Raw genomic sequence first — 20,584 nt, 5'->3', positions numbered from 1 at the left:
GGGACGATCGGCGTGCCGGAGAGCCGCGGGCGGCATGCGCGCTTTGGCACCTTCGGGGGGTTTCAACATGGAGCCGACCGGATTTCCAAGGCCCCCAAATTTTCATTTAGCGTTCCTTCGGAGGGTCTGACGGATGCCTGAGCAGCTTGTTTTTACGGTCGAAGTGTTTCTGAACGGGTTGATGGCGGGGGTGCTTTACGCGCTTGTGGCGCTGGGATTTGTCCTGATCTACAAGGCGTCGGGGATTTTCAACTATGCCCAAGGGGTCATGGCGCTTTTTGCGGCGATGACGCTGGTCGGCATCCAGAACGGTCAGGTGCCCTTTGCCCATCTCATCAACGCGATCTTCGGCACCGATGTGCATAAATTCGGCTGGTCGGTTCATAGCTTTATCGCCATTGCGCTGACGGTTGTCGTGATGGTTGCGCTGGCCTGGGCGGTGCAGCGGTTCGTGTTCCGCCATCTGGTAGGGCAGGAGCCGATCATCCTGTTCATGGCGACCATCGGTCTGGCCTATTTTCTCGAAGGTGTCGCGGATCTGATGTGGGGGTCAGAGCTGAAGGCGCTGAACGTATGTGCGGCGGACGGGGCCTGTTTGCCGCAGGGCATGAACCTGTGGCTGGACGAGACAACATTTACGGCATTCGGGACGGGCATCTTTATCGATAACCTCGACATCGTTGCCAGCGTGATCGCGGCGCTTCTGGTGATCGGGTTGGTGATGTTTGCCCAATACACCAAACAGGGCCGCGCGATGCGGGCCGTGGCGGATGACCATCAGGCGGCATTGTCCGTCGGGGTGTCGCTGAATTTCATCTGGATCCTGGTCTGGTCGCTCGCCGGATTTGTCGCTTTGGTGGCGGGGATCATGTGGGGCGCGAAATCGGGGGTCCAGTTTTCGCTGTCTCTTATCGCGCTGAAGGCTTTGCCTGTGCTGATGCTGGGTGGGTTTACCTCGATCCCGGGGGCCATCGTGGGCGGGTTGATCATCGGGGTGGGGGAGAAGCTCTTTGAGTTCCTGATCGGTGCGCCTTTCCTTGGCGGGGCCACGGAGAACTGGTTTGCCTATATGCTGGCGCTGCTGTTTCTGGTGTTCCGCCCGCAGGGGTTGTTCGGGGAGAAGATCATTGAACGGGTCTAGCGTGGTGATGCCGGACCGGGGCCAGCCCCGGACCCCGGAGTTTTTGAAGCAAGATGAAGCAGGGAGCCGCGGCTGATGTTCTACCGTGAAGCAGGCGATTTTTCGACGACCTACGCCGAGGACCAGCAGACCTTTCCGATCAAGTTCGATCGGTGGCGCTATTACGTCGTGTTGTTCATCGCGATTGTGGTGGTGCCCTTTTTCATCAATGATTACTGGGCGAACAGTCTTTTGCTGCCGTTCCTGATCTACGCGATTGCGGCCATCGGTCTGAACATTCTGGTGGGGTATTGCGGTCAGGTGAGCCTTGGTACCGGGGGCTTCATGGCTGTGGGGGCCTATGCCTGTTACAAGTTCATGACCGGCGTCGACATCTGGTGGGGGGGCGAATTGCTCTTCCGGCTGCCGGAATTCAACATTTTCTTTTCCGTCATCATGGGCGGCGTCATGACGGCCCTCGTCGGGGTGCTGTTCGGTTTGCCGAGCCTGCGCATCAAGGGGTTCTATCTGGCGGTTGCCACGTTGGCGGCGCAGTTTTTCCTGGTGTGGCTGTTCAACAGGGTGTCGTGGTTCTACAACTACTCCGCTTCGGGTCAGATCAACGCGCCCGAGCGTGATTTGCTGGGTGTTCTGATCACAGGACCCTCGACGGAGCCATGGGCCACCTATCTGTTTTGCCTGTTTTTCACCATTGTCAGCGCGGTGATTGCGCGCAACCTCACGCGGGGTGCGTCGGGCCGCAAGTGGATGGCGATCCGTGACATGGATATCGCGGCCGAGATCATCGGGGTCAATCCGCTGCGCGCCAAGCTGACGGCCTTTGCCGTTTCGTCTTTCTTCATCGGCATATCGGGGGCGTTGTTTTTCGCGGTGTACCTCGGCGCGGTAGAAGTCGGCGAGGCGTTTGGCATCACCAAGTCATTCCTGGTCCTCTTCATGATCATCATCGGCGGGCTGGGCAGCATATTCGGATCCTTTGCGGGGGCCGCGTTTCTGGTGCTGCTGCCTGTCCTGCTGAAGGTGGTCGGTGTGGATTGGCTCGGCTGGCCCACCGATATCGTGGCACATTTGCAGCTGGTCATCGTGGGCCTGCTCATTATCGTATTCCTCATCGCGGAGCCGCACGGGATTGCCCAGCTGTGGCGTGTCGCGAAGGAGAAACTGAGACTGTGGCCGTTCCCGCACTAGGGGCGCCACGCATCAAGACGCAACAAACGGAGACGGGGCGAACCCCGTCCGACACCAAGCGTAACAAGTCGGATCATATCCAAGGGAGGAAAACCGATGACATACAAACTAGGTACACTGGCCGTTGCAGGCCTGATGGCAGCAAGCCCCGTGATGGCGGATCTTGTGTTTCCGTCGCTGAGCTATCGCACCGGGCCTTATGCCGCTGGCGGTATCCCGTTCGCGGACGGCTATCAGGATTATTTCACCATGCTGAATGAGCGCGATGGCGGCATCGGCGGTGAAATGGCGCGCGTGATCGAATGCGAAACCGGCTATAACACCGAAAAGGGTGTGGAGTGCTACGAGTCCACGAAGGGTGAAGGCAGCCTTGTCTATCAACCGCTGTCGACGGGCATCACGTACCAGCTGATCCCGAAGACAACGGCCGATGGCATTCCGATGCACACCATGGGTTATGGCCGGACATCCGCTGCCAATGGCGAAGTGTTCAGCCACACGTTCAACTATCCGGCCAACTACTGGAATGGTGCGTCGGGTGCGATCAACTATCTGTTGTCCGAGAACGGCGGTGATCTGAACGGCAAGAAAATCGCGCTGGTCTACCACAACTCGGCCTATGGCAAGGAGCCGATCCGCACGCTGGAAGAGCTTTCGAAGAAGCACGGCTTCGAGCTGAGCCTCGTGCCGGTCGACCACCCCGGTCAGGAACAAAAGTCCCAGTGGCTCCAGATCCGCCGCGATCGTCCTGACAACGTGATCATGTATGGCTGGGGCGTGATGAACCAGGTGGCCGTGCAGGAAGCGGCCAACATCCGGTTCCCGATGGAGAACTTCATCGGCATCTGGTGGTCCGGTTCCGAGAACGACGTGCTGGCGGCGGGTGCTGCGGCTGATGGCTACAAAGCGTTGACGTTCCACGGTGTGGGTGACAATTTCCCCGTTTTCGATGACATCAAGACACATGTCGTCGATACCGGCAAAGCCGCGGGCGCAGGTGACCAGATCGGCACCGTTCTGTACAACCGTGGCCTTTACGCCGCGATGTTGGCGGCCGAGGCTGTGAAAACGGCGCAGGAAATCCACGGTGTGGCCGATATCACGCCCGCGATGATGCGCGACGGCATGGAAGCGCTGGAAATCACCGAAGCCAAGATGGCCGATCTGGGCCTGCCGAACTTTGGTCCGGAATTCAACGTGTCGTGTGAGAACCACGGTGGGGCCGGTCTTGTCGGGATGACCCAGTGGGACGCGGAAGCGAAGGAGTGGAGCCTGATCTCCGACTTCTCCGAGTCCGATATGGAGGTGATCCAGCCGCTGATCGACGAAGATTCCACCGCTTACGCGTCGGAAAACAACATCGAGGTCGGCTGCAAGTAAGCAGCGCTCGACCCGGCCGCCCTGCTGAAGTGGGGCGGCCGGACCCTTTTGATAGATGAATGAAGGTCCCGCCATGCTGGATGATGCCACGACCCCGCAAACGCAGTCCGATACCGTGCTTGAGGTCAACAACATCGAAGTGATCTACAACCATGTGATCCTCGTGTTGAAGGGCGTCAGCCTGAATGTGCCAAAAGGAGGCATCACGGCCCTTTTGGGGGGCAACGGGGCGGGCAAGACGACGACGCTCAAGGCGATTTCGGGATTGCTGGCGTCCGAACGGGGCGAGGTCACCAAAGGGTCGATCAAGTACCGCGGGACGCAGATTCAGCACGCCGATCCTGCCGAAACCGTGAAAACGGGTGTGGTGCAGGTCATGGAAGGCCGCCACTGCTTTGAACACCTGACCGTCGAGGAAAACCTGTTGACCGGGGCCTACACCCGGACCGATGGCGCCGCCGCCATCGCGCAGGATCTCGAGATGGTTTACGATTATTTCCCGCGTCTGCGCGAACGCCGCAAGAGCCAGGCTGGCTATACCTCGGGCGGCGAGCAGCAGATGTGCGCCGTGGGCCGCGCCTTGATGAGCCGCCCTGAAACGATCCTGCTGGACGAGCCTTCGATGGGACTGGCACCGCAGCTGGTCGAACAGATTTTCGAGATCGTCAAAACGATCAACGAGAAGGAAGGTGTGACCTTCCTGCTGGCCGAGCAGAACACCAACGTGGCCCTGCGATTCGCGCACTACGGCTACATCCTTGAATCAGGGCGTGTGGTCATGGACGGCCCCGCCGCCGATTTGCGCGAAAATCAGGATGTGAAGGAATTCTATCTCGGTATGTCCGACGAAGGCCGCAAGTCGTTCCGCGATGTGCGCAGCTACCGGCGCCGCAAGCGTTGGCTGAGCTGAGCCGACAGGCGTTGTTTTCAATCCCATCCCGATTTTCGTGAGTGTGCCATGACCCAGTTCTTTGACGCGTTAGAGACCCGCAGCGCCGAGGCGCGCGCCGCCGATATCGCCGAGCGTCTGCCCGAACAGATTGCACGCGCGCAGGCTTTGCCGGGTTATGCGGGATCTTTGGACGCGGTCGCCGCTGCCAAGATCACGCGTGTGGAAGATCTGGCCGGTCTGCCGGTTTTGCGGAAATCCGATCTGGGCGCCGCGCAGGCCAAAGCCGGACCCTTTGGCGGTCTGACCACCAAGTCGGCGTCCGAATTCAGCCATGTGTTCCAGTCCCCCGGTCCGATTTACGAACCATCAAGCACGGATCCGGATTGGTGGCGGATGGGCCGTTTTCTGCATGCTTTGGGCATCGGTTCGGGCGATATCGTGCACAACTGCTTTGGGTATCATCTGACCCCTGCGGGAATGATTTTCGAAAGTGGTGCGCGGGCGGTGGGGGCCGCCGTTTTGCCTGCGGGTACGGGGCAGACCGAATTGCAGGTTATGGCCGCGCGCGACATCGGGACAACCGCCTATGCCGGTACGCCCGATTACCTAAAGATCATTCTCGAGAAAGCGGATGAAATGGGTGTCGTGCTGGGCATCACGCGGGCGGCGGTGGGGGGCGGTGCGCTGTTTCCGTCGCTGCGCGAATGGTATGCGGCCCGCGGCATCGTTTGCTTGCAGTGCTATGCCACCGCCGATCTGGGCAATATCGCGTACGAAAGCCCCGCGGCAGAGGGCATGATCGTGGATGAGCACGTCATCGTCGAGATCGTGACCCCCGGTACGGGTGATCCGGTTGCCCCGGGCGAGGTCGGCGAAGTCGTCGTGACCACGCTCAATCCCGACTATCCGCTTGTCCGCTTTGCAACCGGTGACCTGAGTGCTGTCATGGAAGGCGCATCGCCGTGTGGTCGGACCAACCTGCGCATCAAGGGTTGGATGGGCCGTGCAGACCAGACGACCAAGATCAAAGGCATGTTCGTGCGCCCCGAACAGGTGGCCCAGCTGGTCGCGCACCACGACGAAATCACACGCGCCCGTGTTGTGGCCAGTCGCGAGGGCGAGCAGGATTTGATGACGGTCCATATCGAGAGCGACACGCCTGACGAGGAAGCCTATGGCGCGTCAGTTCAGCAATTGCTCAAGATGAAAGGCCGCATTGAGGTGGTTGCGCCGGGCAGCCTGCCGCGGGATGGGTTGGTGATCGAGGATCAGCGGTCCTACGACTGAGCCACGCGCCTCTGGCAATTCTGAGTGAAATAGTCGAAATAGAGGCATGAGCCACGTATCGACCACATCTGCGGTATCGCGCAAACCCGCGCGTGACGGTCTACGCGCCCTGTCGGGTATTGCCTTGGGGGTGGCGGCGGTCTGCGGGCTGCCGATGTTGGCGGTACTGGTGGCGGCCCTGTCGGGCGGGACTGACACCATCAGCCATTTGCTGGGGACGGTTTTGCCGGGATACGCGGGTGCGACGCTTGCTCTGGTGCTTCTGGTCGGCAGTGGCACCTTTGCAGTTGGTGTCGGGGCTGCGTGGTTGGTAACCATGACCCGCTTTCCAATGGTGCGGCTTTTGGAAATCGCTTTGGTTCTGCCCTTGGCGTTTCCCGCCTATGTCCTAGCGTACGCCTATACCCATATTCTGGACCATCCGGGGATCGTACAGACATTGCTGCGTGATGCGACGGGGTGGGGGCCGCGCGATTATTGGTTCCCCGAGATCCGGTCTCTTGGCGGTGCTGCGGTCATGCTGATCCTTGTGCTGTATCCTTACGTTTATCTTCTGGCGCGGGCCGCGTTCCTGCAGCAAAGCGGTACGACTTTTCTCGCGGCGCGGGCTCTTGGTTCTAGCCCGCTTGCCGCGTTCTTCCGCGTGAGCCTGCCTTTGGCGCGCCCGGCGATTGCGGGGGGTGTTCTGCTCGCGGTGATGGAGACGATCGCCGATTTCGGAACGGTTGCCTATTTCGGGGTGCAGACCTTTGCCACGGGCATCTACACCAGCTGGTTCTCGTTGTACGATCGTGCGGGTGCGGCCCAGTTGGCCTTGTGTTTGTTGAGCTTTGCTCTGTTGCTGGCGATGCTGGAGCGGTATCAGCGGGGGTCTGCGAAATACCATGATCCTGCGCGGCAGTCGAAGTCCGTGATGGCCGCCGAGTTGCGTGGATGGCGCGCGGTCGGGGCGTTTGCGTTATGCGCCATCCCCGTGATGCTGGGTGCGGTGCTGCCAATCGTTGTCCTGTTCAGCATGGGGCTCGGATCGGAGCAAAATCTGCTGAGTGCCCGCTATCTGGGTTTCATCAAGAATTCCGCCACGCTGGCCGGAGTGGCCGCTGTCGTCACCGTGCTGGCGGCGGTGTCTGTCGGGTTTTTTCGCCGGTTGGACGGGGGGCGCATGGCAAGGTCTGCGGCCTATGTTGCGCGGCTCGGCTATGCTGTGCCGGGCGGCGTCATCGCTGTGGGTCTTATCGTGCCGTTCGCGGCCTTCGACAATGCGCTGGATGCGTGGATGCGCGAGACGTTCGATTATTCGACCGGACTGCTTATCACCGGGTCGATCTGGTTGCTGGTCGCAGCCTATATGGTCAGGTTCCTGGCGGCAGCGCTGGGGGCCTATGAAGGCGGACAGGCGATGGTACATGTAAACATGGACGCCGCCGCGCGATCATTGGGGCAGACGCCTATCGGCACGCTGCGGCGGGTGCATTTGCCGATCCTCGCGCCTAGCCTTCTGACGGCACTACTTATTGTTTTTGTCGATGTGATGAAGGAATTGCCCGCGACGCTGATCATGCGGCCGTTCAATTTCGACACATTGGCCGTGCAGGCCTACCGGCTGGCCAGTGATGAACGGCTGGAAGGTGCCGCGGTGCCCAGCCTTGTGATCGTTGCGATGGGGCTGTTGCCGGTGATCCTGATTTGCCGCCAGGTGGGACGGCGCTAGCATTCTCAGGCGTCGGGTTTGCCCTGCGGTTGCGCAGTGAGTTTAAAGAGCAAGATGAAGCGGGTGCGCGCGGTCGAGGTCAGCCCGACCGCGCGCGGGTAGATCAGGATTTGCCGATCTTGTCCTGGGTCCGGTTTTCAAAATCGGATGCGTCGTGACGTTCATGCAATTGCATTTCGGGTTCGCCGAAGGGCCGGTTGACCATACGTCCGCGCAGGACCGCGGGACGTGCATCAATTTCTTTGGCCCACCGTGTTACGTTTATGTAGCTTTGCACGTCGAGGAATTCGGCAGCGTCGTAGAGACGCCCAAGTACAAGTTGGCCATACCACGACCATATCGCGATATCTGCGATGGAATAGTCACCGGCGAACCATTCGTTGCTGGCCAGATGCTTGTCCATCACGTCGAGCTGGCGCTTGGCCTCCATTGAGAAACGATTGATCGGGTATTCGAACTTTTCCGGTGCATAGGCGTAGAAGTGGCCGAATCCGCCGCCGAGATACGGCGCCGAGCCCATTTGCCAGAAAAGCCAGCTGAGCATTTCGGTGCGTTTAGAGGGATCGGTGGGCATGAACGCACCGAACTTTTCCGCCAGATACATCAAGATTGCGCCGCTTTCGAATACCCGTTGTGGCGTATCACCCGACCGGTCGAGCAGCGCGGGAATTTTCGAATTCGGATTGATCTCCACAAAGCCGGAGCCGAATTGATCGCCTTCGCCGATGTCGATCAGCCATGCGTCGTATTCCGCCCCTTCGTGGCCAGCGGCGAGCAATTCTTCGAGAAGGATCGTCACCTTGACCCCGTTGGGCGTTGCAAGCGAGTGCAATTGAAGCGGGTGTTTTCCGACCGGAAGGTCCTTGTCATGGGTAGCACCGGCGATGGGGCGGTTGATGGAGGCGAATTTACCGCCGCTTTCGCTGTCCCAGGTCCAGACTTTGGGGGGAGTGTACTCGGTCATACGCGGACTTTCTGTGGATTGTTATGCATCGGATTGGTTTCAGGTATGTCATCTAGGGGCAGCCGCAAGGGGCGGGAGGTGAATGCGCCACGTGATCGCACGAATGTGTGGCTTTGCCACCAAGGCAAATCGGCATATGTTCAAGCCATGCTACGGGTTGGTTATATCGCGCTGCTGTGCGCAGGAATGTTGTTTGGTGCCTCTTGCGTGCGGGCCGAGACCACTGCGCCGCGATCGGGATTGATGTGGAACCGGACCGGTCTGCCTGCCGTGTTTCCCCTGCTGGTCAAGTCGGCGTTCGGTCAGAGTTACATGGTGGTATTGCGTGATAGCGAGACGGACGCGCCCGCGCTGGCCGCATTCTTTGAGGGCGGGGCGGTTTTCAGGGTTCTGGTTCCGCCGGGGTCTTTCCGGGTCCGGTTCTACTACGGGCAGGAATGGCAGAGCGAAGACACGTTTTTCGGCCCGGACACCGGAGTTATCGATCTTGAGGCGCCCCTGACGTTTGCGGTGCGCGGGTTCGCCGTGAAGGGCGGGCATCTGGTGGATATCAGGGACGCAGGGCCGGGACAGGTGGCGCAGGTCGATGTAAAACCGTCCTTTGATTGCCAAAGGTTTGCGTTTTCGGGGGCACAGGCCGATGTCAACCGGTTGGAACGGTTCGATTATTTAGGCGAAACCGACGGGTATGGCCCGCGCCGGCCTTTTGCTGCCTTGCCCGGGTGGCGGGGGCCGGGAGGGGTGGATACCTATCGCCGGGCACCGCGGGTCGACCGGCGGTTTGGTGGATTTGATCAGGGCGCGGAAATCGAACGACTGCGTCAGGCCGAGAGCCGCAGGGTCCAAAGCCGGCCCTGTTGAGACGCAATCGCCCATCGTGCAACAGAAAAAGGCCGCCCCGAATGGAGCGGCCTTTGTGCAACTTGGTGTGCGTGCGGTTCAGCCTTGGCGGGCTTTAAACCGGCGCTGCGTCTTGTTGATTACGTAAACGCGGCCTTTGCGACGCACAACACGGCAGTCGCGGTGCCGGTTCTTGAGCGAGCGGAGCGAATTGCGAACTTTCATCAGTTCCATCCTTCCAGTTGTGGCGCGGGCCAGCGCCGGGTTACGGGCAGCCCCGAAGGGCCGGTGAATACGTGGTGGGCGATACTGGGATCGAACCAGTGACCCCTTCGATGTCAACGAAGTGCTCTACCGCTGAGCTAATCACCCACTTTCAGGCACTTAGACAGTCACCCCAAATAAAATGGGGCGCGTCATCGCCGCGCCGTCGTGGCCGTATAAAAGGAGTCGCGACGGTGATCAAGGCCTTTTGGCTTTCTATCTTTCCGGGCTATGTTTTTTGTCAACCAGGAGGACGTCCTATGCCATCGGCCGCTTACGATGTGTCGCTGCCCGCCAAGCCAACGTCATGCGTTGTGTTTGCATCGCCCCATTCGGGGCGCGATTATACGTGGTCCTTCCTGCGCAAGACCGTTTTGAACGAACACGCGATCCGGTCGTCCGAAGATGCTTTTGTCGATGAGCTTTACGCCTGTGCTCCGCTTTACGGGGCGGCGTTTATCCAGGCAGGGGCGCCGCGTGCCTTTGTCGATCTGAACCGGTCGCCAGATGAATTGGACCCTGCGTTGATCGAAGGTGTGCGCCGCGTGGGGCAAAATCCGCGTGTGGCATCCGGCCTCGGTATCATTCCACGCGTTGTCGCCAATGGGCGTGCGATCTACCGCGGAAAGATGACGCTGCACGAAGCGCAGGACCGCATTGCGAAGGTCTGGACACCCTATCACGACAAGCTGCAGGCGCTTCTGGATGCGGCGCGCGCGCGTCATGGGCAGACCGTTTTGATTGATTGCCATTCCATGCCCCACGAGGCGATGGACGGTGTTGTCCGGAAGGGCATGCGACGGCCTGATGTGGTGCTTGGTGATCGGTTTGGGGCCGCAGCGGGCGGTGAGGTCGTCGACCGGATCGAGGCCGCATTTTCTGCGGCGGGGTTTACGGTCACGCGCAATGCCCCGTTTGCCGGGGCCTATATCACGCAGGCCTATGGCAAACCCGCAAAGGGTCAGCATGCTGTACAAGTTGAAATTGATCGCTCTCTTTACATGAACGAGCAGTTGATCCGGCCAAATGGTGATTTCGAAACAGTGCAGGCCGCGCTTCAGTCTGTGGTGGCAGAAGTGGCTCAGATCGGGCAAGGGCGCGTGCCATTGGCCGCCGAATAGCCCGCATCAACGCAAGGCGCGCCCTTTCACGATGGCCCGGCTGCCAAAGCGGTCGCGAATGGCATCGGTTGCTTTTTCCGCCTTGCTGCGCTGGCCAGCTTGCGGGTCCAGCAGATCGCCCAGTTTGTCCGCGTCCACCGCAGCGCTAATGTCGGACAGGCCGCACCCCAAAAGACGATACGGTCCCTGATTGCCGACCTGATCGAAAAGGCCCCGCGCCGTGCGGTAAATACGGTCCGCCAACTGGGTAGGGTCGGTCAGAGCGACCCGCCGCGACAACAGGGAATGGTTGGACCGTTTGAGTTTCAACGTCACCACCCGCCCGGCGAGCCCTTTCGCCTTGGCCCTGTCGGCGACTTTTTCGGCCATGCGCCACAGGTGGCCATCGAGAATATCGGGATCGTTGGTATCTTCCCCGAATGTCGTTTCATTCGAGATGGATTTCATCGGGGCGTGGGCGGAAACGCGGCGCCTGTCCTGACCGCGGGCGAGATAATAGAGCCGTTCGCCCATGCCACCGAACCGCGCCACCAGATCGGTCTTTTCCCAGCGCAAAAGGTCCGAGAAGGTCCGGATTCCGGCCTTGTCCAAAGAGGATTGTGTTGCGGCGCCGACGCCCCAGATCATCCGCACCGGTTTGTCGCGCAAAAACGCGGGCGTGCCCGCTTTGCTGATGACCGAGAACCCGTGGGGTTTGTCCAGATCGGACGCGACTTTGGCCAGAAATTTGTTGTGGCTGAGCCCGATGGATCCGGTAAGCCCCAGTTCCGTTTTCATGCGGCGCACAAGACCTGCCAGCATCACCGCCGGTGGGGCACCGTGCAGGCGGGCGGTGCCGGTCATGTCGAGAAACGCCTCGTCCAGCGACAGCGGCTCGATCGCGGGGGTGAGTTCTTCCATCATGGCGCGGATGGCGCGGGATGCCTCGACGTAGACGTCCATGCGGGGTTTGATCACAACCGCTTCGGGGCAGAGTTTGAGCGCCTGAAACATCGGCATGGCCGAGCGCACGCCGCGGATTCGGGCAACGTAGCAGGCCGTTGACACCACACCGCGTCTACCGCCGCCGATGATAACCGGTTTGCCGGCAAGATCGGGATTGTCGCGTTTTTCGACAGAGGCGTAGAAGGCATCGCAATCCATGTGGGCGATGGAAAGATCCCACAATTCATCGTTGCGCGTGACGCGGGGGCTGGCGCAGGCAGGGCACCGGCGCGCGTCATCGAATTGGGTCAGGCAATCACGGCAGAGTGCGGGCATGGGACAGGCGCGGTTGTAGGATTGGAATGCAGCCATCATACCTGTGGTCAAAGGAGAGGGCCATGCATTTCATCGGGTCAAAGATCGCGCTTTATGTCGGGGGGAACCTTGCGGTGATCCGGCGCGACACTTTTCCCGGCCTGCCTTATCCCGATCATTGGGATTTGCCCGGCGGTGGGCGCGAGGGTGACGAGACGCCGCTTGCCTGTGCCCTGCGCGAAACGCGCGAGGAGCTTGCATTACACGTGCCGCCGTCGGCGATCCGGTGGCAACAGGCTTTCATGCGCAAGAGCACTGTACGGTGGTTTTTCGTGGCCGAAATCGAAGCGACCGCGGCGGCAGAAATCACGTTGGGGTCGGAAGGGCAGGAATGGTGCCTGATGTCAGAGGATGCCTATATCGCGCATCCGATGGGGATCGCGTCATTTCAGGCCCGGATCAGGCTCTGGCAGGTTTTGCGAAAAAAGGAGTTGCTCTCAGAAAAGCCCCCCGCAGCTTGATGCGGGGGGAGGTGACGAACCTCAGGAAGTCCGGTCCGTCGGGGAGTATCACCATAAATACCGTACCACGATTGCCTGAAAAGACATAGTAAGGGATACCTGACCTTTCGGGATCGCGGCGGTGTGTTGTGTTTTCGGCACAATCACAAGGTTATTCGCTATGGTTGAATCAGCTCGTTCGTAATGGCGCATGCCGCGGCGGCAGGATCTTCTGCCTGCCATACCGGACGTCCGACCACGATGTGATCCGCGCCATTTTCGATTGCTTTTGCAGGGGTTTGCACTCTCTTTTGGTCGCCGAGCGCCGCGCCTTGCGGGCGTACGCCGGGCGTCACGATCAACCTGTTTTCAGCTTCAGGTTGCGCCCTGATGAGGGCTGCTTCCTGCGGAGAGGCGATCACACCGTCGGCGCCAGCTTCAAAAGCGTGAATTGCACGCTTGACGACGAGTTCGGCTACGTCACCTTCGCGGATCAGGCTGTCGTCTAGGTCTTCGCGGTCCAATGAGGTCAGGATGGTCACGGCGAGTATTTTCATGTCGCTGTTGGCGGCACCTTCCTTGGCGGCGCGCACGACGTGCGGGTCCCCGTGGACCGTCAGAAAATCCAGATCGAACTGGGCGAGGCCACGCACGGCTGCTTCGACGGTTGCGCCGATGTCGAACAGTTTCATGTCCAAGAAGATGCGTTTGCCGTGTTCCTGCTTGAGCTCATTGGCCAACGCGAGACCGCCACCCGTCAGCATCCCGAGGCCAATTTTATAAAACCCGACCGTATCGCCCAGCTTTTCGGCCAGCGCCAATCCCGCGACTGCGTTCGGGACATCAAGGGCGACTATGAGGCGATCATCTGGCATGGCGGGCTCCTGCGAATGTGACAAACAGGTCAGCAGATACGCGCTCGGCGGGGGACTGTCCACGATGCTGTGTCTCGGCGCAGCGCAAAAAAAGCCCGATCACGCAGCAAGTGCGGACCGGGCCAGTCATCAGAGACAGTGCAGGCAGGCAAACGTCTCTGTCATTGTGGGGCCGACGTCATGCGGGGACAGGAAGCATGAGGTCATGTGGCCACGCCACAATATCGGTATTTCAAGCGACGTCGCGGTTGGACATCAGGCCCAGCTGTGCAAGCCAGGTACGTGGATCGAATGTTGCGCGACCGGCCCGTAGGCGTGGGGCGTGGCGGCGCATCTGCGAATAAAGACCCGACCCGGCAGTGTGCCGACGCAGGGCATGCTTTTTCAGACCGCGCGCGGCGTCTTCGAAGCTCATGGTGATCGGGGCGTCAATTGCGCAGGGATAATTTTTGGTAACGTCGCCTTCGTGTACTGTTGCAACGGCTTCGAAGGATTGCGTTGCTGCATTGTAGACCACGTTGCCAAGATGTACCGTCGTGTTCGTCATTGCTCTAACCTCATGTGCCTAAACTTTTTTTCCAGGCTTCATTGTGCTCTTGTGATTATTTGACCACGTTTTTCAAAAATTAAACGCCCGAGGTTAAAAATAGTTTCTTTTTTCAGCGGGTAGAATCAAAAAATCTCGAAAATTGAACATTAACAATGTGTTAATATCGGCATATTTTAGCCGACGGGCGCAAAATCGCCCCTGAAACGTAGATTTTTGCGTTCACGCTTCTTCACACCGCCGAGAGAAATCCACCCGCCGGCCTCTTGATCGGCGGCACCCCGTTCCCAAATATGAAGCAAGGTTTTCACGATCCCATGCCGCCGGGCGGGTGGGGTCACAGCAAAACGCTTATCATAAAGGAGAACACCATGGACTTGAGCAAGTTCACGGAGCGGTCGCGCGGTTTTGTGCAAGCGGCGCAGACGATCGCCACACGGGAAAGCCACCAGCGGTTGGCACCCGAACATCTACTCAAAGCATTGCTGGACGACGAAGAGGGGCTTGCAAGCAACCTTATCGCTGCATCCGGCGGGAATGCCGCACAAGTGCGTCAGGCCAATGATCTGGCGCTTGGAAAAATCCCGAAGGTCACGGGCGACGGGGCGCAGCCGTATCTTGACGGTGGCACAACGCGTGTCCTGACCGAAGCCGAGGCGCTGGCGAAGAAGGCGGGCGACAGTTTTGTGCCCGTTGAACGGTTGCTGACCGCTTTGGCGCTGGTCAAATCCGCCGCGAAAACCGCGCTCGAGGCCGGTAAGGTGTCGGCGCAGGGTTTGAACGGTGCGATCAATGATCTGCGCAAAGGCCGGACGGCTGACAGTGCAAGCGCCGAAGACGGGTATGATGCGCTGAAGAAATATGCGCAGGATCTGACGGAGCGTGCAGAGGCGGGCAAGATTGATCCCATCATCGGCCGCGACGAGGAAATCCGCCGCACCATGCAGGTGCTCAGCCGCCGCACCAAGAACAATCCCGTTCTGATCGGGGAACCGGGCGTGGGTAAAACCGCGATTGCCGAGGGTCTCGCCCTGCGCATCATCAACGGTGATGTGCCCGAAAGTCTGCGCAACAAACGTCTGCTGGCGCTGGACATGGGCGCGCTGATCGCCGGTGCAAAGTATCGGGGCGAGTTCGAGGAACGGCTGAAGGCAGTTCTGACGGAGGTGACCGAAGCCGCCGGTGAGGTCATCCTTTTCATCGATGAGATGCACACGCTGGTAGGCGCAGGCAAGGCGGATGGCGCGATGGACGCGGCCAACCTGATCAAGCCTGCGCTGGCGCGCGGTGAGTTGCACTGCGTAGGTGCCACTACTCTGGACGAATATCGCAAATACGTCGAAAAAGACGCGGCGCTGGCCCGTAGGTTCCAGCCGGTGATGGTGCTGGAGCCTACGGTCGAGGACACCGTGTCCATCCTGCGCGGCATCAAAGAGAAGTACGAGCTGCACCACGGTGTGCGTATTTCCGACAGCGCGTTGGTGGCGGCGGCTACGTTGTCCCACCGCTATATCACGGACCGGTTTTTGCCGGACAAGGCGATCGATCTGGTAGACGAGGCCGCGAGTCGTCTGCGCATGGAAGTAGACAGCAAGCCCGAAGAACTCGATGCGCTGGACCGTCAGGTTCTGCAAATGCAGATCGAGGAAGAGGCGCTGAAGCTCGAGGATGATCAGGCCAGCAAGGATCGGCTCGAGACCCTCCAGAAAGAGCTGTCGGATCTGCAGGAACGCAGCGCCGAGATGACCGCCGCATGGCAGGCCGAGCGGGACAAGCTGGCCGGTGCACGCGACATCAAGGAAAAGCTGGACCGCGCGCGCGCCGATCTGGATATCGCCAAACGGGACGGCAATCTGGCCCGTGCGGGCGAGCTGTCTTATGGTGTCATCCCGCAACTGGAGCGCGACCTTCAGGAAGCCGAAAGCCGTGACGACAGTATGATGGTCGAGGAGGCGGTGCGCCCGGATCAGATCGCTTCCGTGGTGGAGCGCTGGACCGGCATTCCGGCGGGCAAGATGCTGGAAGGCGAGCGGGACAAACTGCTTCGGATGGAAGAGCAGCTGCACGCCCGCGTTATCGGTCAGGACGCCGCGGTCAAAGCGGTGGCCAACGCCGTGCGCCGGGCCCGTGCGGGTCTGAACGACGAAAACCGCCCCTTGGGCAGTTTCCTGTTCCTCGGCCCCACCGGTGTCGGCAAGACCGAACTGACCAAAGCTGTGGCGGAATTCATGTTCGACGACGACAGCGCGATGGTGCGTGTCGATATGTCGGAGTTCATGGAGAAGCACGCGGTGGCGCGTCTGATCGGTGCCCCTCCGGGTTATGTCGGATATGACGAGGGCGGGGTGCTGACCGAAGCCGTCCGCCGCCGCCCCTATCAGGTGGTGCTGTTTGACGAGGTCGAAAAGGCGCATCCCGATGTGTTCAACGTGCTGTTGCAGGTGCTGGACGACGGTGTGCTGACCGATGGTCAGGGCCGTACCGTCGATTTCAAACAGACGCTCATTATCCTGACGTCGAACCTGGGCGCGCAGGCGTTGAGCCAGTTGCCCGAGAACGGCGATATGGCTGGCGCACGCCGTGATGTGATGGACGCCGTGCGCGCCCATTTCCGGCCCGAGTTCCTGAACCGTCTCGACGAGACCATCATCTTTGATCGCCTCAACCGCGAGAACATGGACGGTATTGTCGACATCCAGATGGCGCGCCTGCTGAAGCGGTTGGCCGCCCGGAAGATCGAGCTGGAGCTGGATGAGAGCGCCCGCAAGTGGCTGGCGGACGAAGGCTATGATCCTGTGTTCGGGGCACGTCCTCTCAAGCGGGTCATCCAGTCGGCGCTGCAAAACCCGTTGGCCGAGATGTTGCTCGCGGGGGATATTGCCGACGGGTCCGTTATTCCGGTCAGTGCGGGTGCGGACGGGTTGATCATCGGTGATCGCGTGTCGCCCAGTAATCGCCCCAAACCGGATGACGCGACTGTCCATTAAAAACAAGGAAGGCCGGTGCACTGCACCGGCCTTTTTTTGGCGTTTCGCTTGAAGCGTCCAAGCGCTCTGGACCTGATAGGTCCCGCTGGCAACGCAAGCGCCAGCGGGGCGCGTATCCGGTCAATCAACTGGCGGATCTTCAGCTTTCCGGCATGATCACTTTGTCGATGACGTGGATGACGCCATTGCTTGCCTCGATGTCGGCAGAGACGACGTTTGCGTCATCAACCATCACGCCGCTGTCGAGATCGATCATCACGGTGTCACCTTGGACGGTTGCCGCTTCCATATCGTCTTGCAGGTCGGTCGACATCACTTTGCCGGGGATGACGTGATATGTCAGGATCGCCGCAAGCTGGTCCTTGTTTTCGGGCTTGAGCAGTTCCTCGACAGTGCCTTCCGGCAGTGCGGCGAATGCTGCGTCCGTGGGCGCGAATACGGTGAACGGACCATCGCCCTTGAGCGTATCGACAAGATCGGCGGCTGCGGCAGCGGCGAGCAGGGTCTCGAAATCGCCTGCGGCTGTCGCGGTTTCGACGATGTCGGCGTCGGACGCGGCATATGCGGCGGTGCCAAAGGCGGTTGCTGTGGTCAGTGCCAGTACAGTTGTGCGGAACATGGTGTTACTCCTTCAGAAAAGTTTACCGATGCGTCCTTGTGCATCGTAGGGGATACGCCGCCCGCGGGCTTTGGTTCACTGAATTTGTTGGAAAAATCGGCTTGAATTGCGGGGTTGGCGACCAAGTGGTGCGAAACGGGCGGGATCGCGCGCACGGGGGCGTAGTCTTGGCAGCTCCCCGCCAGTTCGCACGTGGTCGGTGCGGCATTTCATCCGTTGCCCTTGTCGTATAGAGAAGCTGTATGTGGAAGCCTGACTTTGTGTGTTTTGATTGCGACGGTGTGCTGGTGGACAGCGAGCCGTTGACCAATGCTGTGCTGCGGGATGATCTGGCCGATCATGGTCTGGACTTGCCCGCCGAAGATATGTTCCGGCTGTTTGTGGGCGGCACGATGAAAGGCGTCATGGAAAAATCGCGGGCGATGGGGGCGCAATTGCCCGATACATGGCTCGACCATATCTATGCGCGGATGTTTGACGTGCTCGAAACCGAGTGTCAGCCGATTGCCGGGGCACATGATCTGCTGGCCCGTCTTGATCGGGCAGGGATCGGGTATGCGGTATGCTCCAACGGACCCACCGCAAAGATGGATATCACGTTGCGGGTCTGCGAGTTGAGCGGTGCTTTGTCGGGCCGTGTGTATAGTGCATACGATTGCGCCGCGCCAAAACCTGCGCCTGACGTGTATCTTTGGGCCGCGCGTGAGGCTGCGATGCTTCCTGCGCGGTGTGCCGTGGTCGAAGACAGCCCATCGGGCGCGCGCGCGGGTCTGGCCGCGGGCATGCGTGTCCACGGGCTGGCCACGGATGAAACGCGCGCCGCGCTGATGCCTGTCAGCAATGATGTGGTTGAAACCCTGGCCGAATTGGCGGACCGCTGGGGCATCTGAAACCTGTCGCTATTCTGACAAAGCGGTGTCTTGTCTGTAATGTCGGGCGAAACTGTTTGGTCCGTTGCGACGTTACTCCTACCTATGAGGCAACTCAGATGAAGGAGACGCGCCATGGCTATGCGCTGGAAGAACACGCTCAAGGACCATCACGTCACGGATGAGGCTGTCTATCTCAACCGGCGCCAGATCATGGGCGGCGCTGCCGCGGGTCTTGGCCTCGGCTCGATCATGGGGAGTGCCGTGCAGGCGCAAGAGACGCTGGAGCCGAACCCCTACGAGGACATCACGCAATACAACAACTACTATGAATTCGGGACCGGCAAGACGGACCCGGCGCAAAACGCGCACACGCTCACCACCGAGCCGTGGTCGGTCAAGATCGACGGGATGGTCGACAAGCCGGGCGATTACGCCTTTGAAGACATCATGGCCGCCATGACCATCGAAGACAGGTTGTACCGTTTCCGCTGTGTGGAGGCGTGGTCGATGGTCATACCGTGGAACGGTTTCGAACTGGCAGACCTGCTGGATATGGCCGGCGTCCAGTCGGGGGCCAAATACGTGGCGTTCGAGACGGCCCTGCGGCCCGATGAAATGCCCGGCGTGCGCTTTCCCGTGCTGGACTGGCCCTATGTCGAAGGTCTCCGGCTTGATGAGGCGGTGCATCCGCTGACGATCATGGCCACGGGAATCTATGGCAAAGACATCCCCAACCAGAACGGCGCACCGCTGCGATTGGTGGTGCCATGGAAATACGGGTTCAAATCGATCAAGTCGATCGTGCGCATTACCCTGACCGACAAAGAGCCGCCCACAAGCTGGAATAAAGCCAACGCACGGGAATACGGTTTTTATAGCAACGTGAACCCGACGGTGGATCACCCGCGTTGGTCACAGGCCAGCGAACGCGTCATCGGAGGCGGCTTGTTCTCGAAGCGCCAGCCGACATTGATGTTCAACGGCTACGAAGAAGAAGTTGCCGATCTGTACGACGGTATGGACCTGAGCAAATTTATCTAGTCGCCGATCTGGTCTTTGTGCGGGCCGGGCGATCTGCTGTCCGGGACCGCACTCAGTCCGGGCATGGCGACGGGAGCTGATAATATGACAGTTACAGACCGCTTGAATGGCGTGCTGCGCCGAATCCCGACGTGGGTTGTATATAGTGTGTACCTGCTACCCGTGCCCTACCTACTCTATCTCGCGCAAACGGGCGGGCTGGGACGCGAGCCGATCAAGGCATTGGAGCATGAGTTAGGCGAGATTGCGTTGCAGCTCCTGATCATCGGGCTGTGTGTCACGCCCCTGCGCCAATACCTTGGTCTCAACCTCATGAAGTTCCGCAGAGCATTCGGTGTGCTGGCGTTTGTCTACGTTGCTCTGCATCTGTTTGTTTGGGTCGTTCTCGATATGAGCCTGCTGTGGGGCCAGATGTGGGCGGATATTCTCAAACGTCCGTACATCACCGTAGGCATGGCGGGGTTTGTTGTGCTGCTGCCGCTGGTGGCGACATCGAATAATGCTTCTGTGCGCAAATTGGGCGGTGCCGCATGGCGGAAGCTTCACAAGCTGACATATCTGGCGGTCCTGCTGGGCGGGGTGCACTTCTTGTGGCTCTCGAAAGGCTTCCAGCTTGAACCGATGCTTTATATGGCGGTGATCTTGGGGCTGTTGGCACTGCGGGTCATCAAAAGGCGGCCGCGAGTCGCCTGACAGGTCCGACTCGGAGGGGGCGATTCACACTGAATCGCCCCTTTTTGCATCCTCAACCCTAATGTCTTTGTGCCGCGCTGGTGCGGCGGCACCAGATGTGGATGATGGGGCAAAAGCAGTGACCCATGGTCAGGGTAACATTCCATTCGTTTCAAGGCCCGTTTGCGCAATCAACGCCAAGAAAAGCCTTGTTTTTATGGGAAAAACAGAAAGTTTGGAAAAACTGCATTTTCCATTAAAAAAGCGCTTGCGGGTTTTGTTTGTTGGGCTTAGAACCCCCTTCACCGGCGGCGCTGAGGCGCACCGGGGCGCCACGGAGGCGGGACGGAGCGGATGCTTCGGAGTGTCTTCGGGGTGAATATCAGAGTAAGAGTTGGCGAGGCGCGCCGTTAAGTTAGGGCGCATCTTGTTGGTTTTTGTCTC

19 protein-coding genes and 1 tRNA gene are annotated in these 20,584 nt (G+C 59.8%); 13 read left to right on the top strand and 7 right to left on the bottom strand.

Annotated features, from left to right (window positions below; translation table 11 throughout):
- Window positions 1-133: 133 nt before the first annotated feature.
- The 6 genes from K3756_RS16085 (at window position 134) to K3756_RS16060 (ending at window position 7,599) form a co-directional block, all read left to right on the top strand.
- On the top strand, window positions 134-1,141 hold the full coding sequence (locus K3756_RS16085; RefSeq protein ID WP_259989147.1) for a branched-chain amino acid ABC transporter permease: 1,008 nt from the start codon (window positions 134-136) through the stop codon (window positions 1,139-1,141).
- Between the two features lie 75 nt (window positions 1,142-1,216).
- Window positions 1,217-2,329, top strand: coding sequence for a branched-chain amino acid ABC transporter permease (locus K3756_RS16080; RefSeq protein WP_259989146.1), 1,113 nt, complete (start codon window positions 1,217-1,219; stop codon window positions 2,327-2,329).
- Window positions 2,330-2,425: 96 nt separating this feature from the next.
- A complete protein-coding gene (locus K3756_RS16075) occupies window positions 2,426-3,709 on the top strand; it encodes an ABC transporter substrate-binding protein (protein ID WP_259989144.1) in 1,284 nt (427 codons plus the stop codon).
- A 73-nt stretch (window positions 3,710-3,782) separates the two neighbouring features.
- Window positions 3,783-4,619 (top strand): ABC transporter ATP-binding protein, encoded by an 837-nt coding sequence (locus tag K3756_RS16070; RefSeq protein WP_259989143.1) that lies wholly within the window; start codon window positions 3,783-3,785, stop codon window positions 4,617-4,619.
- A 48-nt stretch (window positions 4,620-4,667) separates the two neighbouring features.
- Entirely contained in the window at window positions 4,668-5,888 is a 1,221-nt protein-coding gene (locus K3756_RS16065) for a phenylacetate--CoA ligase family protein (protein WP_259989141.1), read from the top strand.
- 46 nt (window positions 5,889-5,934) lie between these two features.
- Entirely contained in the window at window positions 5,935-7,599 is a 1,665-nt protein-coding gene (locus tag K3756_RS16060) for an iron ABC transporter permease (RefSeq protein WP_259989138.1), read from the top strand.
- Window positions 7,600-7,702: 103 nt separating this feature from the next.
- On the opposite strand, the gene yghU is transcribed toward K3756_RS16060, so the two are convergent.
- On the bottom strand, window positions 7,703-8,563 hold the full coding sequence (gene yghU / locus K3756_RS16055; protein WP_259989136.1) for a glutathione-dependent disulfide-bond oxidoreductase: 861 nt from the start codon (window positions 8,561-8,563) through the stop codon (window positions 7,703-7,705).
- Window positions 8,564-8,710: 147 nt separating this feature from the next.
- Here yghU and K3756_RS16050 point away from each other — a divergent pair, with 147 nt between their 5' ends.
- Window positions 8,711-9,424 (top strand): hypothetical protein, encoded by a 714-nt coding sequence (locus K3756_RS16050; RefSeq protein WP_259989134.1) that lies wholly within the window; start codon window positions 8,711-8,713, stop codon window positions 9,422-9,424.
- 78 nt (window positions 9,425-9,502) lie between these two features.
- On the opposite strand, the gene ykgO is transcribed toward K3756_RS16050, so the two are convergent.
- Together ykgO and K3756_RS16040 are read right to left on the bottom strand one after the other, a co-directional pair.
- Window positions 9,503-9,628, bottom strand: coding sequence for a type B 50S ribosomal protein L36 (gene ykgO / locus K3756_RS16045; protein ID WP_005850168.1), 126 nt, complete (start codon window positions 9,626-9,628; stop codon window positions 9,503-9,505).
- 72 nt (window positions 9,629-9,700) lie between these two features.
- Window positions 9,701-9,775 (bottom strand) — tRNA-Val (locus K3756_RS16040).
- A 152-nt stretch (window positions 9,776-9,927) separates the two neighbouring features.
- Between K3756_RS16040 and K3756_RS16035 the strand changes: the two genes are divergently transcribed.
- Window positions 9,928-10,788 (top strand): N-formylglutamate amidohydrolase, encoded by an 861-nt coding sequence (locus tag K3756_RS16035; RefSeq protein ID WP_259989132.1) that lies wholly within the window; start codon window positions 9,928-9,930, stop codon window positions 10,786-10,788.
- Between the two features lie 6 nt (window positions 10,789-10,794).
- Here the strand turns inward: K3756_RS16035 and K3756_RS16030 are convergent, their stop codons facing one another.
- On the bottom strand, window positions 10,795-12,048 hold the full coding sequence (locus K3756_RS16030; RefSeq protein WP_259993582.1) for a DNA polymerase IV: 1,254 nt from the start codon (window positions 12,046-12,048) through the stop codon (window positions 10,795-10,797).
- 62 nt (window positions 12,049-12,110) lie between these two features.
- On the opposite strand from K3756_RS16030, the gene K3756_RS16025 reads away from it, so the two are divergent.
- Complete coding sequence (locus tag K3756_RS16025; protein WP_259989130.1) at window positions 12,111-12,548, top strand: NUDIX hydrolase; 438 nt, start codon at window positions 12,111-12,113, stop codon at window positions 12,546-12,548.
- Between the two features lie 158 nt (window positions 12,549-12,706).
- Here the strand turns inward: K3756_RS16025 and pyrF are convergent, their stop codons facing one another.
- Together pyrF and K3756_RS16015 are read right to left on the bottom strand one after the other, a co-directional pair.
- Entirely contained in the window at window positions 12,707-13,402 is a 696-nt protein-coding gene (pyrF, locus tag K3756_RS16020; RefSeq protein ID WP_259989128.1) for an orotidine-5'-phosphate decarboxylase, read from the bottom strand.
- 232 nt (window positions 13,403-13,634) lie between these two features.
- Window positions 13,635-13,949: an orotidine 5-phosphate decarboxylase gene (locus K3756_RS16015; RefSeq protein ID WP_259989126.1), complete on the bottom strand. Its 315-nt coding sequence runs from the start codon at window positions 13,947-13,949 to the stop codon at window positions 13,635-13,637.
- A gap of 371 nt (window positions 13,950-14,320) precedes the next feature.
- On the opposite strand from K3756_RS16015, the gene clpB reads away from it, so the two are divergent.
- Complete coding sequence (clpB, locus tag K3756_RS16010; protein ID WP_259989124.1) at window positions 14,321-16,936, top strand: ATP-dependent chaperone ClpB; 2,616 nt, start codon at window positions 14,321-14,323, stop codon at window positions 16,934-16,936.
- A gap of 139 nt (window positions 16,937-17,075) precedes the next feature.
- Here clpB and K3756_RS16005 read toward each other — a convergent pair whose 3' ends face one another.
- A complete protein-coding gene (locus K3756_RS16005) occupies window positions 17,076-17,555 on the bottom strand; it encodes a fasciclin domain-containing protein (protein ID WP_259989122.1) in 480 nt (159 codons plus the stop codon).
- A gap of 242 nt (window positions 17,556-17,797) precedes the next feature.
- On the opposite strand from K3756_RS16005, the gene K3756_RS16000 reads away from it, so the two are divergent.
- From K3756_RS16000 to msrQ, 3 genes are all read left to right on the top strand, one after another.
- Window positions 17,798-18,445, top strand: a complete 648-nt coding sequence (locus tag K3756_RS16000; RefSeq protein WP_259989121.1) for an HAD family phosphatase — start codon at window positions 17,798-17,800, stop codon at window positions 18,443-18,445.
- Between the two features lie 114 nt (window positions 18,446-18,559).
- Window positions 18,560-19,468, top strand: coding sequence for a protein-methionine-sulfoxide reductase catalytic subunit MsrP (msrP, locus tag K3756_RS15995; RefSeq protein WP_259989119.1), 909 nt, complete (start codon window positions 18,560-18,562; stop codon window positions 19,466-19,468).
- Between the two features lie 84 nt (window positions 19,469-19,552).
- Window positions 19,553-20,161, top strand: a complete 609-nt coding sequence (gene msrQ, locus K3756_RS15990) for a protein-methionine-sulfoxide reductase heme-binding subunit MsrQ (RefSeq protein WP_259989118.1) — start codon at window positions 19,553-19,555, stop codon at window positions 20,159-20,161.
- Window positions 20,162-20,584: the final 423 nt, after the last annotated feature.

Origin of the sequence: Sulfitobacter sp. S190 (assembly GCF_025141935.1) — a bacterium.
GTDB lineage: Bacteria > Pseudomonadota > Alphaproteobacteria > Rhodobacterales > Rhodobacteraceae > Sulfitobacter.
The sequence above is the reverse complement of the archived record's forward strand: the minus strand, read 5'-3'. Positions and strand labels throughout refer to the sequence as shown.

Excerpts from the sequence above, each read along its gene's own strand:
- K3756_RS16025 (WP_259989130.1), top strand. The coding sequence starts at position 12,111 with ATGCATTTCATCGGGTCAAAGATCGCGCTTTATGTCGGGGGGAACCTT.
- msrQ (WP_259989118.1), top strand. The coding sequence starts at position 19,553 with ATGACAGTTACAGACCGCTTGAATGGCGTGCTGCGCCGAATCCCGACG.
- K3756_RS16030 (WP_259993582.1), bottom strand. The coding sequence starts at position 12,048 with ATGCCCGCACTCTGCCGTGATTGCCTGACCCAATTCGATGACGCGCGC.
- clpB (WP_259989124.1), top strand. The coding sequence starts at position 14,321 with ATGGACTTGAGCAAGTTCACGGAGCGGTCGCGCGGTTTTGTGCAAGCG.
- K3756_RS16015 (WP_259989126.1), bottom strand. The coding sequence starts at position 13,949 with ATGACGAACACGACGGTACATCTTGGCAACGTGGTCTACAATGCAGCA.
- K3756_RS16000 (WP_259989121.1), top strand. The coding sequence starts at position 17,798 with ATGTGGAAGCCTGACTTTGTGTGTTTTGATTGCGACGGTGTGCTGGTG.
- K3756_RS16065 (WP_259989141.1), top strand. The coding sequence starts at position 4,668 with ATGACCCAGTTCTTTGACGCGTTAGAGACCCGCAGCGCCGAGGCGCGC.
- yghU (WP_259989136.1), bottom strand. The coding sequence starts at position 8,563 with ATGACCGAGTACACTCCCCCCAAAGTCTGGACCTGGGACAGCGAAAGC.
- K3756_RS16005 (WP_259989122.1), bottom strand. The coding sequence starts at position 17,555 with ATGTTCCGCACAACTGTACTGGCACTGACCACAGCAACCGCCTTTGGC.
- K3756_RS16080 (WP_259989146.1), top strand. The coding sequence starts at position 1,217 with ATGTTCTACCGTGAAGCAGGCGATTTTTCGACGACCTACGCCGAGGAC.
- K3756_RS16085 (WP_259989147.1), top strand. The coding sequence starts at position 134 with ATGCCTGAGCAGCTTGTTTTTACGGTCGAAGTGTTTCTGAACGGGTTG.
- K3756_RS16050 (WP_259989134.1), top strand. The coding sequence starts at position 8,711 with ATGCTACGGGTTGGTTATATCGCGCTGCTGTGCGCAGGAATGTTGTTT.
- K3756_RS16035 (WP_259989132.1), top strand. The coding sequence starts at position 9,928 with ATGCCATCGGCCGCTTACGATGTGTCGCTGCCCGCCAAGCCAACGTCA.
- K3756_RS16070 (WP_259989143.1), top strand. The coding sequence starts at position 3,783 with ATGCTGGATGATGCCACGACCCCGCAAACGCAGTCCGATACCGTGCTT.
- pyrF (WP_259989128.1), bottom strand. The coding sequence starts at position 13,402 with ATGCCAGATGATCGCCTCATAGTCGCCCTTGATGTCCCGAACGCAGTC.
- K3756_RS16075 (WP_259989144.1), top strand. The coding sequence starts at position 2,426 with ATGACATACAAACTAGGTACACTGGCCGTTGCAGGCCTGATGGCAGCA.
- ykgO (WP_005850168.1), bottom strand. The coding sequence starts at position 9,628 with ATGAAAGTTCGCAATTCGCTCCGCTCGCTCAAGAACCGGCACCGCGAC.
- msrP (WP_259989119.1), top strand. The coding sequence starts at position 18,560 with ATGGCTATGCGCTGGAAGAACACGCTCAAGGACCATCACGTCACGGAT.
- K3756_RS16060 (WP_259989138.1), top strand. The coding sequence starts at position 5,935 with ATGAGCCACGTATCGACCACATCTGCGGTATCGCGCAAACCCGCGCGT.